At 42.1% G+C, this 15,173-nt stretch carries 15 protein-coding genes; 13 read left to right on the forward strand and 2 right to left on the reverse strand.

All coding sequences use genetic code 11. The features are described 5' to 3' along the window. From PE36_RS22335 to PE36_RS22350, 4 genes are all read left to right on the forward strand, one after another. The coding region (locus tag PE36_RS22335) for a glutathione S-transferase family protein (protein WP_006034389.1) at positions 1–192 on the forward strand (192 nt) is incomplete at its 5' end. Positions 193–200: 8 nt separating this feature from the next. Continuing rightward, a complete protein-coding gene (locus tag PE36_RS22340; RefSeq protein WP_043994986.1) occupies positions 201–611 on the forward strand; it encodes a DUF4345 family protein in 411 nt (136 codons plus the stop codon). Between the two features lie 266 nt (positions 612–877). Then, positions 878–1,717, forward strand: a complete 840-nt coding sequence (locus PE36_RS22345) for an RsmD family RNA methyltransferase (RefSeq protein WP_006034391.1) — start codon at positions 878–880, stop codon at positions 1,715–1,717. A gap of 260 nt (positions 1,718–1,977) precedes the next feature. After that, positions 1,978–2,421 carry an HIT family protein gene (locus tag PE36_RS22350; RefSeq protein WP_006034392.1) on the forward strand — a complete coding sequence of 148 codons (444 nt, stop codon included), beginning with the start codon at positions 1,978–1,980 and terminating at the stop codon, positions 2,419–2,421. A gap of 274 nt (positions 2,422–2,695) precedes the next feature. Here PE36_RS22350 and PE36_RS24830 read toward each other — a convergent pair whose 3' ends face one another. Beyond that, a complete protein-coding gene (locus tag PE36_RS24830) occupies positions 2,696–2,818 on the reverse strand; it encodes a putative transporter small subunit (protein ID WP_043994987.1) in 123 nt (40 codons plus the stop codon). Between the two features lie 16 nt (positions 2,819–2,834). Next, a complete protein-coding gene (locus PE36_RS22360; RefSeq protein WP_006034393.1) occupies positions 2,835–4,466 on the reverse strand; it encodes a sodium:solute symporter family protein in 1,632 nt (543 codons plus the stop codon). 1,032 nt (positions 4,467–5,498) lie between these two features. Here PE36_RS22360 and PE36_RS22365 point away from each other — a divergent pair. The 9 genes from PE36_RS22365 to PE36_RS22405 form a co-directional block, all read left to right on the forward strand. Beyond that, complete coding sequence (locus PE36_RS22365) at positions 5,499–6,350, forward strand: RluA family pseudouridine synthase (protein WP_043994988.1); 852 nt, start codon at positions 5,499–5,501, stop codon at positions 6,348–6,350. Positions 6,351–6,569: 219 nt separating this feature from the next. Continuing rightward, positions 6,570–7,433, forward strand: a complete 864-nt coding sequence (locus PE36_RS22370) for a DUF1338 domain-containing protein (protein WP_006034395.1) — start codon at positions 6,570–6,572, stop codon at positions 7,431–7,433. Positions 7,434–7,518: 85 nt separating this feature from the next. Beyond that, positions 7,519–8,616 (forward strand): saccharopine dehydrogenase family protein, encoded by a 1,098-nt coding sequence (locus tag PE36_RS22375; RefSeq protein ID WP_006034396.1) that lies wholly within the window; start codon positions 7,519–7,521, stop codon positions 8,614–8,616. A 22-nt stretch (positions 8,617–8,638) separates the two neighbouring features. Continuing rightward, positions 8,639–10,204 (forward strand): aldehyde dehydrogenase family protein, encoded by a 1,566-nt coding sequence (locus PE36_RS22380; protein ID WP_006034397.1) that lies wholly within the window; start codon positions 8,639–8,641, stop codon positions 10,202–10,204. 94 nt (positions 10,205–10,298) lie between these two features. Continuing rightward, positions 10,299–10,904, forward strand: coding sequence for a LysE family translocator (locus tag PE36_RS22385; RefSeq protein ID WP_006034398.1), 606 nt, complete (start codon positions 10,299–10,301; stop codon positions 10,902–10,904). A 95-nt stretch (positions 10,905–10,999) separates the two neighbouring features. Then, on the forward strand, positions 11,000–11,803 hold the full coding sequence (locus PE36_RS22390; protein ID WP_043994989.1) for an AraC family transcriptional regulator: 804 nt from the start codon (positions 11,000–11,002) through the stop codon (positions 11,801–11,803). Positions 11,804–11,854: 51 nt separating this feature from the next. Next, positions 11,855–12,544, forward strand: coding sequence for a siderophore ferric iron reductase (locus PE36_RS22395; RefSeq protein WP_006034400.1), 690 nt, complete (start codon positions 11,855–11,857; stop codon positions 12,542–12,544). Between the two features lie 137 nt (positions 12,545–12,681). Continuing rightward, positions 12,682–13,620: an AraC family transcriptional regulator gene (locus PE36_RS22400; protein ID WP_006034401.1), complete on the forward strand. Its 939-nt coding sequence runs from the start codon at positions 12,682–12,684 to the stop codon at positions 13,618–13,620. Between the two features lie 114 nt (positions 13,621–13,734). Continuing rightward, positions 13,735–15,173: TonB-dependent siderophore receptor (locus PE36_RS22405; protein WP_006034402.1), on the forward strand; the 1,439-nt coding region annotated here is incomplete at its 3' end.

Raw genomic sequence — 15,173 nt, forward strand, 5'->3', positions numbered from 1 at the left:
AAGTATTTCGCCGACAATCAGTTGACAGTAGCTGACCTAAAGGTCTTCGTTCAGACACGTTCGTTGTGCGCGGGAAATCTTGATTACGTACCTACAGATATCGTTCAGCGACTGGCTCCTAGCCTTGTGGAGCATCAGAAGCGCATCAGTGCTGATCCACGTGTGGTCGCATACTATGCTACTCGCTCATAGGTGAGGTTTTGGAATCCTTAATTGCACGCTTGCCCAACGCTTTTTTATACTTTTTTGCGGCAGTATTCATCATATATGGGGTTATTGGCTTTCTTGAACCGGTTAGCTCCGTTGCGAATATGGGCATTATTATAGACAATAACCATGCTAAAATTGAAGTCCGAGCGACGTATGGTGGCCTTCTCGTTGGACTTGGTGTGTTGTTCGCGTATTCAGCAAGTAGAGATAGTTCCGTTCGTTTTGGCCTTGTCGCGATCATATGTATCCTGACTACAGTCGGATTATCACGGTTATACGGAATAATAGTGGATGGAGATAATGAGACCATTCAGTGGGATTTCCTGATTATGGAACTTGTGGGTGCAGTCATCGCCGCACTAATACTCTTTCTTCATCCAAGTTTAAAAGGTGGTTCATAAATACCTAACCATGCGCTCAAACCGACCTTACACCTTCGTTATTTGTTATCACCATTATCCCGTACTCGTTGTAATCCTGTCGTCAACACGTGTTGCAAGATAAGCCAAAGGAATTTCAGCATCGTCATTTGTGGCAGTGAGCAATCATCAGTTAATTAGTAGTCGATGATGTTCATTATTTCAGAGGAATATCATTATTTAAGTAAGCCCTCTAACGTTGAAGGTGTATAGTAGGGCCAGTATTTTTAACTAGATAGACGAACTATATGCCCAACTACTACCTTCATACAACAAATGCCAAACAGGCGCTGGAGGCTATCGCCAAAGGACAGTCTTGCGTGCGGATCTCCGTTGATCTGAATCTTTCTGAGCAGGATTTTTCCTTAAGTGACCAGAGCCTCGTGCTCGACGAAGACAATCGACTTTCTATTGACGAACTCAAAAAAATCGTCAAGAAGACGCAGAGGATCTACCTCTGTAGCGATGGCGATATGGTTCCGCTTGAAGACCGCAGCCGTGGCTACTATAAACTTGCACCCACTGCAGGATCACCTCTGCTAGAAATTAGTGGCGTCAAGATGCACATATCCAAGGGAACCGACCCTTTTGTTAGTGCTTCCGAGATGGCTAAGCAGGCTGTGCGCAAGGGTGATAAGGTACTGGATTGCTGTAGCGGACTAGGTTATGCGGCTATTGCTGCCCACCGACTAGGCGCAAGCGAGGTACTCACTATCGAGTTGAGCCCAGAGGTAATGGGACTGCGTGCGCAGAACCCTTGGTCAAACGATTTGGGGAACAAGGGGATAGTGCAACGTCAGGGCAGTAGCTATGAGCTGATCCGCACCATGGATGCGGCTTCTTTCGATTCGGTCATTCACGATCCACCGCGTTTTTCCCTTGCTGGAGAGCTCTATAGCGAAGAGTTCTACCGACAGATCTACCGGGTGCTACGCAGAGACGGACAGCTGTTTCATTACACCGGAAATCCACACATAATAAAGAAGGGAAGCAGCTTTGTTGACGGCGTCATCCGCCGGCTAAAAGCCGCGGGCTTTAAGAACATAGTAAAGGTCGAGCATCTGATGGGAGTCAGTGCGAAGAAATAATAGAATAAAGGGGGCGAATACACTTATTCATTATGCTTAATCTTTATTGTATCCGCCCCCTGCTTTTAACATTCGATACAACTGGAATTTAATCGTTGCTGTTGTGAATGGTTCATTTCCCATACTCCAATAACACCACCCTAATAGCGGGATATTGCTTGTATGAATGCGCGCTTGTTTATTCTGCCGTGCAGCGACTTCGCTCAACAAGAACTTCAAACGGAAAAATACAATTGACTGTTTTCACCAAGGAGTAAGGTATGTTCACTGAGTACGACAACAATAATATTTTCGCAAAAATATTAAGGGCTGAGCTTCCCTGTATAAAGGTCTATGAAGACGAATATACGTTGGCTTTTATGGATATAATGCCGCAAATGGCAGGGCATACATTGGTCATTCCAAAGGAATCCGCAGTAACCATATATGATCTTAGCGATGAGGCTGCAATGGCTTGCATGCGTACAGTTAAATTAATTGGTTCGGCTGTTGAAAAGGCAGTTGGGTTCGGTGGCTCTACTGTATTTCAACATAATGGTGTAAAGGCAGGCCAAACTGTTCCTCACTTTCATTTTCATGTGTTGCCAGGCTCAATACTTGATGCAAGTAGTATAAAAGGACATGCGCTTGAACTTGCAAACCCTGAAGAGCTAAAAATGATGGCGGCTAAAATAATTTCATGCATTGAAGATAGGCAGCCTTAACTAGGCAATCTTGCGAAACTCCGTGTGCTACTAGGTTTTGCACAAAAGCGTCATCCCACCTCATGCGTAAATTACGACGTTATAAGTTGGAATACAGTATACCGTTGGTTGGATGATTACATATCTGGCTAAAAGGGATTTCTGTTCGGGGCTTAGTGACTATATAAAAACACCCATGTGAATGTTGAATTCACATGGGTGTTTTGTTTTTATAACACACTACTCAGTGATGTTTAGTCATTGAGCAGTGAGAGTATTTTCTGCATTTTCTTGTTTAAACTATATCACGGTCTTCGCGTTTGGCTTCTGCCAAGTCTTTAACAAAAGCTCTGACGATAACGAACAGCACTGCTGCTGAAATTACTGGCCATATTAAAATATAGAGGGATAACATCATGTTGTGCTCCTAGTGTTTAATCATCAAAATGTTGAACGCGTTCATGGATCAGCGCAAAGTCAAATCGTTCATTGCTTGTGAGACTAACCGCAGTACAAATCATGGTACTTGCACCGTAGGCAACCAGAGAACCAAGCAGCACAGTGTAGTCACGTAAGAAGTCGTGGAAATAGAACGCACATAACACACCAACGATTGAACCAGCGATAAGCGCCACGTTGCGATTTGTAAAGCCAAAGAACATTAAGCCAATAACAGTACCACCACCGACAGCAGCAATAAATTCTAGACTATAAGCCCAAAGGCCGACAAGTGCGATCCATTCAAAACGAACCAAGCAAAATAGAATTAGACCACCGAGTACAGCACTTAAGAAAGCGCGGTTGGTCACTCTGTCCCAATAACAGCTAGCGATAACAGGGAAGACAAGCGTACCCCATAATGCACCAACAAATACCAGCATGACTAGAATGTCGAGCGAGAAACTAGCGAGAATTAAACCAAGGGCTGTCGCGACAATCATGGTTATACGACCTAGTAGCAGCATCTTTTTATTGTCGATTTTACCTTTCGCTAAGTTTTTAGCGTAGATATCAGTCATAACAATAGCAGAAAGTGCAGAGAGATCTGAATCGGCTGTTGATGACAAAGAGCCAATAACTAAGATAAACAGCATACCGATAGCAAATGGCGGTAGGTAGGCTGAAGCAACTTGTGGGATCAGGTTGTTCAGGTCGCCTTCATGAGGCGTCATTCCCATAAGCAGTGCCATCATACCAAGCATACCCAAACCGATAACGATTGAACCGTAGCCTAGTGTCGCAGTAATAAATGACGATTTAATGAGGTCTTTGCGTACCGCAAAAAGTCGTTGGGCAATTGTTTGATTACCGATGCCGTAGGCAAGAACGGCGACAAAGAATGGTGCGCCTTGCTCTAAAATTGCTTTAGTCGAGAAAAAGTCGGCTTGTTCAGCGGTGATTATACTGAAGCCTTGTGAAAGTGCCTCTGAGCCGCCCATGTTGAAATAAATCCAAGGGATTAACACAATAGCAACGAGCATCATGGCCACAACTTGTGCGAAATCGGTTAAGATTGAAGCTCTGAAACCTGACCATAAAGTATAAGATAAAACGCCAATACCAGCTATTACTACGCCAACTTCGAAAGACAATGGTGTTAGCACAGATACCAACGCGCCCGCAGCTGTGAAGTTAACCATTAGGCTGATAACACTACCAACTAAGTTTGAAACGGCTAAGATAAGCTGACTTGAAGAACCGTGTCTTGCTTGCATTATTTCAGCTAAGGTACGTGCTCTAGGGGCGAGTTCACGAAAGCGTTGTCCGTAGGGATAGATAAATAATATCATTAAAGCTCCCCAGAATCCGTAGTGCATAGCGCCGGATAAACCATATTGGTAGCCTGAGCTTGCCGCGCCGTAAAAAGATGCTGCCCAAATCCAGGTGGCCGTCATACTTGCTGCTGCGATGCCAAATCCTACTGCGCCATTGGCAACCATATAGCCATCGACACTGCTCGATTTTTTTGAAGCTAAGGTTGAGAACAGAAAGGTAAGGCCGTAAAAGCCAATTAAGAGTATAAGGGTAGTACTTGTTGAGAATTGATAAAACACTGGGTCTAACATAGGTCTCCTTGGGGTTATGATTATGGCGAGAATTGAAATGCGTGGAATAAAAGCAGTGACATGTCTTATTTTTTGACTCTGTACGATAGCTGTTCGCATTAGCCAAGACTCGGCGGCTTACTTATACATGATAGCCCATATAAAATCAAAGCAGTAAGAGGCCTGAGAGGCTCTCTCAAGCATTTTAAGTATAATTGAGGCTCCATGATGAGATTAACTTAGAGCGTTTAATCGATGCTAATAAAGCCTCGTGTTGGATGCATAACGGCTTTCATCGTATTTTACTAAAAAAATGCCAACAAAGGCTGTAAACGTGTTTTTTGGGTTATATTCTCCTATCACTAATTCCGATGAAATGGAAGAGTATAACTATCAAAAACAGTAGGTTAGAATTGGTTTGGCCAGCTTGTGTTCTTCAAGGTTTTAAGGGGGTTCGCTCAGTGGTTTAGGCTTCAATGTGTTGGGTGAATTTCAAGTTGATCACGGTTTCGACGGTGTAATAATGGGGCATTAAATGCATCATTATATTTTGTATTTACGCATTGTAAGGGCACACATTAGGTAAAGATTCCGCCCAAAAATATATTTTAATATTTTATTTCACAGAGCCTGATATTTGGGCGAAATGTGGCAATCGAATGATTGATGCAGGGTTTAAGCTTTTCTCCTCATATAATACTTAATAGATCCCAATGGAACTTAGTGGGGGTTAGTGATGGTTAGTGGAAGCGGGTGGGGCTTAATGATCCTTAATCGGATGGTTTTATGCAGTGTTATTAGTATTCTGGTCAAACATTCAGGTTTATCTTGTGCTGAAAATTAATATCAATATACTCAGGCTCATAATTAGTCTTGCATATACTCAAGTAGCTTGGTTATATAACTTACAAGATTAAAAAAACTTACAAGATTAAAAAATAATTTACAGGACGGTTCGTTTTATCAAATCGAGACGTCTACTATATAAATGTTAAGTGATGATCATTATGTTTAAAGCATTACAGGAACAAGCTAGTTGGAGAATAACTTACTATGTCTGATAGATTACGAGTGAAAGAGGCCTCTGGTCTACTGACTTTCCTCAATACTCAGCTAAAAGGCTGGAGTCGAAAAAACATAAAACAACGACTGAAAACAGGATGCGTACTGGTCAACGATCAGCAGATCATGAAGCATGACCATGAGCTTGAAGTTGGCGACAATGTCGAGGTTCGGGCAGCGGGTAAGAACACGCAACTGGGTGTTCGCCACCTCGAAATTTTGTATTCGGACAATGATCTTGTCGTCATTAACAAACCTGCAGGCTTGTTGTCAGTGGCATCAGCCAATGAAAACAAGCAGCATGCGCTTGCTATTCTTCGCAAGCAACTCTCACATGCAAAAAACTCTGTTGCTTTATGGCCTGTGCATCGCCTCGATCGTGATACATCGGGTGTGTTGATGTTTGCAACGTCTCGTGAGATGCGTGACGCTGTGAATGAGGGATGGTCAGGGGCCGAAAAAACCTACCTTGCGGTAGTTGAAGGTAGCCCTAAACCAAGTCAAGGGCGGATTGACCAGCCCTTGAGAATGGACCCAGAGAAGTATCAGATGATTGTCGGTCCACATTCGGAAGCCAAAAACGCCGTCACGCATTTTAAAACGCTGCGCACTGTAAAGGAGTTGACATTGCTTGAAGTTAAACTCGAGACGGGTCGACAACATCAAATCCGTGTCCATATGGCCTGGTTAGGACATTCGGTGATTGGCGATCCTCGTTATGGCACTGATGGCCCACGCATGGGACTGCATGCATTGAGCTTAAGTATTACGCGACCGAATACTGGCAAACGACTCACTTTTGAGGCGCCAGCACCAGTTGAGTTTCTTGATCTGTTGCGATAGTCCAAAATATTGATAGCGAAAACAGTCTACTTTCCGTTGTAGGCTGTTTATTATTAGAGTCATCCGCACTAACGTTTTAAGCCAGAGTATGACTCAGTTATCCGTTCTTAACCCTCTGACGTCTCACACTTGATCTCGCCTGCTAGCAAAACCCGAATTCATCACCTATCTTAGTATTAATCATCTCTGAAAACAGCAATGCAATTAAGGAGATAACCTATGTCTGTTTTAGATGCATTTTTTACCAAACTTTGGCAACAGTACAGTGTCATTAGCCCACAAGCAGTCGATATACATCAGCTGTTTGAGCATCGTGGTGAAGAGTTAGTGAATGATCACGTTGCTTTTCGTACCTTCGCCGACTCGCATATTGGCATCGATATATTAGAAGATGAGGTATTAGCGCTCGGTTATCGGCATCTTGATTCTTACCAGTTTGATGTTAAAAAGTTAGATGCGCGTTGTTATGTTCATAATAACTCACCGACCAAAATATTCATTAGTGAACTGCGCTGGCAGTCTTTATCCGACGCTTCTCAGGTCATTATTCAAGATATTATTGAACAGACAAAAGCGACATTAAAGTCTCCCTTACTTGAGCAATCGAGCAGAGGACTCAGTCCTTTATTAAGTGCCGGTCGGTTATGGCAATTACCCAGCTATGCAGACTATCAAACCTTAGCGTCAGAGTCCGAATACGCCGCTTGGTTATCAGTCTGGGGATTACGTGCTAACCATTTCACCATCTTTGTAAATCACTTAAAAAACACCCCTGAATTGACAGACGTCGTGGCGTTATTACAGCAACAAGGTTATCAGCTGAATGAGGCCGGTGGGGTGATCAAAGGCGCACCATCGGATTTATTAATTCAAGCATCAACCATGGCAGATACTTGCATTGTCAATTTTAACGATGCTGGCGAACAAGCTATTAGCAGTTGTTATTACGAATTTGCACAGCGGTTTAACCAAGAAAATGGCGAGTTATACCAAGGGTTTGTACCGATGAGTGCAGATAAAATATTTGAATCGACTAATATGAAATCCATACTTGGGAGTACTACCCCCGATAACGAAAATTAGGTGTTAGTCGCTTTTTATCCGTAAAAATGGAAAGGGATAGACTGTACTCATGCATTAATAAGAGTTCAGTCTTAGGGAGTTATGAATGGCAAAACGAATTGTTGTTTTAGGGCTTGGTCGAATTGGTGGCGCAATAGCCAAAATCCTCAATAGTCACCCTGATTATGATGTTACGGGTGCTGATATCAACCCCAATGCAGTCGCTCATTTTAGTGACCAATTTACAACTAAGTTATTATCTAATTCGTCACCTGATATGCGAGATTATAATGATTTACTCACGGGGCAGGATGCGGTCATTTCGGCGTTAACATTCAATGATAATCCTTACGTTGCACAGGCCGCCTTAGCTAATGGCTGTAGTTATTTTGATTTGACCGAAGATGTACGTTGTACCCAAGCCATTAAAGAAATCGCACTCGCTGCAGCGCCGGGGCAGGTATTTATGCCGCAGTGCGGTTTAGCCCCTGGCTTTATCGGTATTTTAGGTTACAGCTTTCGGTCTTATTTCGATCGTCTTGATAGTCTTAAATTACGTGTTGGTGCCTTACCTGAATATCCATCTAATCAAATGATGTACAACCTGACATGGTCAACAGAAGGGTTAATTAATGAATATGCCAATCCCTGTGAGTCCATTAAAAATCATATCCAGACCTTAACTGAACCATTAGAAGGTCGTGAAGTGTTTTCTATTTCTGGCGTTGAATACGAGGCGTTTAATACCTCGGGTGGTCTGGCTAATCTTTGTTATTCCTTGGACGGAAAACTGCGAGAACTGACTTATAAAACTATCCGTTATCCAGGCCATTGCAAGCTAATGAAGTTCTTGTTTCATGATTTACGACTAGGGGAAGAGGGTAAACGTCGCGACATGTTGATGGAAATATTCGAAAGTTCAGTGGCGACCACAATGCAGGATCTGGTATTGATATCTGTGGTGGCAACGGGTTATGTCGACGAAAAATTAAGACAATGTAGTCGTACTTTTTTACTGCGACATACTGCAGAGCAAAGTGCGATCCAAATCTCTACAGCGAGTGCGGCAGTCACGACGGTTGATTTAATTTTAAATAGTAGTGAGCAAAGGCAGGGTTTTGTTGAGCAAGAGACGTTAGACATTGAAGATTTTTTGGCAAATGAGTTTGCGAAATCTTATCGAGACGCGGAATTAAGTATTTAACATTAATGACGAGGAGAATCACATGCATGAAGCAATTTTGAAAACCGTTCTTGGCGATTTTTATGCTCAAGATAAACACTATGGTAGTGCGTTTCTGGGGGACCAGTGCTTTGATAGTGAGACGAAAGTAGATGTGATTAGCCCGAACAATGGTCAAAAATTTGTTTCCATCAGTCATGCCCAACCCGATGTTATTGAAAACGTGATCAACAGTGCAAAAACTGAGTTTTATCATTGGCGTAGTGTGCCTGCGCCACAACGAGGTGAGTTAGTAAGACTGTTTGCCGAAAAAGCCCGTGCAGCGAAACATCAATTAGCGACCATTATTAGCCTTGAAGCGGGTAAGCCATTTCAAGAAAGCTTAGGTGAAGTGCAAGAGTTGATTGACGTATGTGATTTTGCAGTTGGCTTATCGCGACAACTTTATGGGTTAACTATTGCCACCGAAAGACCAAATCACAGAATGATGGAGCAGTGGCATCCTATTGGCCCTGTTGTGATCATTACAGCGTTTAATTTTCCCATGGCAGTATGGGCTTGGAATGCGACACTGAGTTTGATTTGTGGAAACAGCATCATTTGGAAACCATCAAGTCAAACACCACTCAGTGCACTGGCTTGCCATCGATTATTATTGTCAGCGATTAAACAATTTGGGGGTAATGCGGAACTCAGTAGTATCGTGTTTGGTGAGAAAACGCAGGTTGAACAATTGGTCGATCATAAGGATATTGCATTGGTATCAGCAACAGGCTCATGTGCAATGGGCCGAGCGGTTAATTGCCGTGTCGCAGCGAGATTGGGACGTACACTGCTAGAGCTTGGTGGTAATAATGCCATGATTGTTTGCCCGAGTGCCGATCTTGAATTAGCAATTCGTGCGATCACCTTCTCTGCCTTGGGAACAAGCGGACAACGGTGTACGACGCTGCGTAGATTGATTGTGCATAGTAGCTTAAAACATCAAGTGCTTACCAAACTAGAAGCAATTTATAAAACAGTGAGTATTGGTGATCCCTTTGATGGCCTGAATTTAATGGGACCACTGATTAATCAGCATGCCATTGATTCCATGACCGTGAGTATCAATACGGCTATCTCTCAGGGGGGCAAGTTGATCACGGGTGGTGAACGAGTCTCGAACTTAAGCAATAAAGGCAAAGAAGAGCACGGATTCTATATTACGCCCGCTATTGTGGATATCGACCCTCAAGCTGATATCGTTCAGCAAGAAACTTTTGCACCGTTACTGTATGTGCACAGTTACGATTCACTTGAGCAAGCTATCGCTATCCAAAATAGTGTCAGTCAGGGACTGTCTTCCGCGATCTTTACTAAAGACATGGCCGAAGCTGAGATATTTATGAGTGCAAACGGCTCTGACTGTGGGTTAGTCAATGTCAATATCGGTACGTCTGGTGCGGAAATCGGTGGTGCGTTTGGCGGCGAAAAAGACACTGGCGGTGGTCGCGAAAGTGGCTCAGATGCATGGAAGAGTTATATGCGCCGTATGACTAATACGATTAACTACGGCAGTGAATTACCTTTAGCACAGGGCATTAGTTTTGATATGCCCAAAGGTGAATAGGCGCTATTTTTTATGGTAGGGAATAGCAATTTTGTTCAATACTGGCTGTCAGTCAAACGGTATAGTGTAAACATCAATTTATGTAGAGGTGTTTATGATTACAGTTATGTTATCGATGGCTATTTTTGCCCTAGTGGGCGCCATATCTCCCGGGCCGGTTAATATTATTGCGACAAGTTCAGGCGCTTGTTTTGGATTTCGTCGCACCGTACCGCATGTTATTGGCGCAACATTCGCTTACACTCTGATTGTATTGTTGGTTGGATTTGGTTTAAGCCAATCGTTAGTGCAATTTCCAGAAATAACCCATTTTTTAAAATATCTCGCTGGTATTTACCTCCTGTTCATGTCATTTAAAATTGCGACAGCAGTCCCCTTAAATTCAACCATTAGTGCAGCGGTAAAACAACCGCCTGCATTTATTGATGGGGTATTATCACAAGGATTAAACCCGAAAGCTTGGTTAGTCTCTATGTCAGGCGTGAGTATATTTGTGTCCGTTCAGACACAATCCACATTCTATTTACTTGTATTCAGTGCGATATCATTTACTGTATGTTTTGTTGGCATATCGACTTGGGCTGCCATGGGACATATTATTCGAGACCAATTATCAACGCGGACACGACAAATAAGATTTAACATGATGATGGGATTATTACTCAGTGGTACTGTTATTTCGATGTTCTTTGGTCTGTGACAGGGATGATAACCAAGGTACTTTGAATGGCTAGTCATTACGGTCGGAATTGATAATAACCATGATTGGACATGAACAACACAAGGATGAAAGCAATGAAGCAGGACAAAGCAGTATTCTTCAAACAAAGTAAGGCGTTGCCATTTGTCGAAATGCGGCAAGCGTCGCGCTCTAATGCTTGTTATCAGGGACATACGCACGATGAATTTTCATTTGGTGTGATTGATACCGGGATTGCTGATTATAACAACTTAAATCAGCACAATCGTATTGGCCAAGGTGATACGGTGACTATTAACCCTGGTGATATCCATTCATGTAACCCAACTGTAGGTGATTGGTCTTATCGTATGTTATTTGTTGATACAGGTTGGGTGGGAGAACTGCAAGCTGAGATCAGTGGCATAGATAGCATTGATTACTCTCCCTTTACCAATCCTTATTTACGTAGCCAACAAGCGTATGGACATTTTGACTTATTATTTACCAATTTATTACTCGAATCTAATGCACTGTCGGCAGAAGCGTTACTGATAGAATATATGCAGCAGCATTGGTTAACGAAAGATCTAGAAAAATCAGCACACACACATATCCACAGAGTCAAAGAAATGATTGCCGACCAACTTGATGTCAATCATTCACTCACCGACCTTGCTCAAGAATCGGGGTTAAGTCGCTTTCATTTACTGCGTACCTTTAAACAGACCTATGGTTTGTCACCGCATGCCTTCCAATTAGATGAACGAATTAAGAGTGCGAAGACATTACTTAAATCTGGGTATTCTATTATTGATACTTCAATAGCATTAGGGTTTGCAGACCAAAGCCATTTACAACGAAACTTCAAAAAACGTTTAGCGGTGACGCCAAAACAGTACCAATCATTTTTTGTTTAACTATTTATTGCTTAACTATTTTTAGTTCAAAAAGGCTACAAAAGAAAAATTATGCACAGAGATGATTATAGTTATCTTTTTAAAACAGCAGAGACCATAACCCCATTACTTAAAGGTGAAATAGGATCCGCAAAGCAAGCTGACATTCATTTACAGCAAGCTAATCAAGATGTAATGAAGCAATTATACCAATATTGGAAAGTCGAGCATCCCGAAGCTGGCTCTGCGTATTGGTTAACACAAAGCTGGATCATGTTACTTTGGCAGCCAATCCAACTCGCTTTTATTAGCGTTTATACAACGCAGGCGGTGCCTAAATTACGTCATATCGGCCAATATTATGATAATGGCTTAGTCGCGGGATATATTTTACCGAAAGAACCCATGGTTACAGGCGAATTAACACAATTAGTGGCGTATGCGGGGCAAGAATTATCTATTTTGTTTAATGGATCACATCAACAGTTTTCTGCCATAGTTAGGTTTACCTCTAGGCTTGCAGAGCAATTATTGGCAGACCTTATTTTGATTAATCTGTTGAAGCTACAAAAACATAAACCGACTATCGATATCTATCAACAAGCCCAACGTTGGTTTTCCGCCATGAATATGCCAGCGCAATATTTGGATTCACTATACAAGCAACCAAATGATAAACAGTGGTCGGTAAAGCGGGTCAGTTGTTGCATGTATTATCGTCGTAGTGATGGCGATTTTTGTTTAGCGTGTCCAAATAAATAACCTGAGTTGTTTTCCAATGCGTATATCCATCACGATTTATCCTTCCGTTTTATTGCACAAATGAGAATTATTCTTATAATGGATTATCTAAATTCTATTATGTTCCTCTATTATTTACCGAAGGTATTGTGCGTACGATGCAGAAAGAAAACCAAAAACAAGTTAACCGTTTTACCCGCATCGGAAAGTTGTTGGATTTTATCAATGAAAACATAGACCAACCGTTATCGGTTGAACAATTGGCGGATAAAAGTTGTTGGTCACGTTGGCAATTACAGCGCGTATTTCATCATGAAACGGGGCTGAATCTTGCGCAGTATGTGCGAGAGTTAAAACTGAGTTTAGCAGCTGAGCAATTATTAGGCAGTAAAAGTCGGGTTGTTGATATCGCGTTGGCGTTAGGTTTTAGCTCTGAAGTCAGTTTTAGTCGTACGTTTAAAAATATGTTTGCATATTCGCCAATGGCGTACCGACGTCGAGGTAAACGCCTTGGTCTACGCACTCCAATTAAGCTCTGTTCTCGGGTGTTAGATAGTTTTGATTTGACGGCTAGATTATTGCAAATCCGTATTGAAACCCGTCCAGAATTTACGCTTCATTGTACCTCTGGTGTTATTTCTGGCTTGTTTTCATTAGAGCCTAATTATCAGCAACAAGTGCCTAAAATTTGGTCTGAATTTATCTACAATCTGCCGGAAGTAGAAAAAACATCCGTATTGAGTGAAGTATCATCAAAGCATATGGATATAGAACTGATTGGTGTTGTGGGTGTTATTGACGCTAATGATGATATGAATGCAATTCCTTATTGGGCGGGAAGTACTGCGGGTGCTTTACTCGGTACCACGTCACTAGATACTATAGATGTACCTGCACAAGAGTACGCTGTTATTCCATTTACAGGTCCGATTAAACAATTAGAACAAGTACTTGCTTGGTTGTTTTCACATTGGATACCTGATTCAAATTATGACAGTGTTGATGGTTATGAATTGGAGATCTATCCGGTAAATTATGACCCTGAGGACTCATCTTCTTACATGGAATATTGGCTACCAATCGAACCTCGAGGCTAAAATAATTTGAACTTTTTGATTATTGCACCAAATTGTTAATTTTTTCTCTAAATCTCTCTATACAATGCGAACGATAATAATTATCATTTGTATAGATTGAGATTTGGAGATCGAATGTTACACCAACCTGCTCGTATATTATCCCCTGTGGCCTTTGCCATTATTTGCGCTTTCTCGAGTTCAGCTTTTGCTGAACAGCCTATTATCGATAGTTCTAGCGATAGTACTGAAGAACAAATGACTGTCTTCGGTAAAGCATATCGAAATACCGCCACAAAAACGGCATTAGCGCCTATGGATACACCTCAAGCTATCTCGAACGTTGATCGAGAAACGCTAGATTTACGTGGGGTTAAGTCAGTAGCAGAAGCATTACGTTATGTACCGGCTGTGAATACGGAACTAAGGGGTGGCGCGGTTTCTCGATTAGATTTATTTAATATTCGTGGTTTTATTAACTATCAGAATTTTTACGATGGTTTGCCGCTGATGTTTAATGGCTGGAATTTACAGCCACAAATTGATTCAATTGCACTTGAACAAGTCGAAGTATTTAAGGGACCAACTTCTGTTTTGTATGGAAATATTCCACCAGGGGGCATGGTCAATCTCATTGCTAAATCGCCACAACAAGAACAGAGTACGGATGTGACGGTGACAGCAGGGAACTTCGATCGTAAAGAACTCTCTATTGATTCAACAGGCCAGATCGCAGATACAAACTTGTCTTATCGTGTTGTGGCGATGGCACGGAAGAAAGATGGCCAAGCTGATACCTCGGAAGAAGAACGTTATGTGTTTGCACCGTCTTTAGATTGGCAGGTGTCTGATAAGACCCTCGTTAATTTTAATATGTATTATCAGAATGATCCATCTGCGGGTATTTATACATCATTACCGGGGGCAGGCAGTGTATTGGCCAATCCGAACGGTCAGCTTGATTCAAGTACCTTTACCGGTGATGAGAACTGGAATACTTACGAGCGTGAAGTATTAATGTTGGGTTATAAAATTAACCATGAATTTAATGCGGATTGGCGCTTCTTAATGAATGCGCGTTTTATGGACGCGGACGCTTATCAAGAAAATACTTATGGCACTGGGCTTGAGAATGATATGCGTACCTTAGGCCGCCGCGCTTATCTTACCGATGAAACATCACAGAGTTTTGTCATAGATAACCAAATTTCAGGTCGTTTTAATACTGCCTCGGTTGAGCATAACGTGCTGTTAGGGTTTGATTATCAGCAATTAGATTCACGCATCATCTATAAAGATGCCAGTGCTCCGTCGATTGATATCTTCAACCCTAATCACCAACAGATTGACGGTAGTACGCTTAATTACACTTATACCACTGATTTTGATTTAGAAAGTCGCCAGGTTGGGATTTACGTGCAAGACCAGTTAGTACTGGGTAATTGGGTTGTGATTGCTGGTGGCCGTTATGACCAATATGAACAGACATCAACAGACCATGCAACTGGCGCCGATACTGACGCTGCCATTGATCAAGATAACTTTGCTTTTCGTTTAGGCGGTTTATATAACTT

The sequence above is a fragment of the Moritella sp. PE36 genome (assembly GCF_000170855.1).
GTDB lineage: Bacteria > Pseudomonadota > Gammaproteobacteria > Enterobacterales > Moritellaceae > Moritella.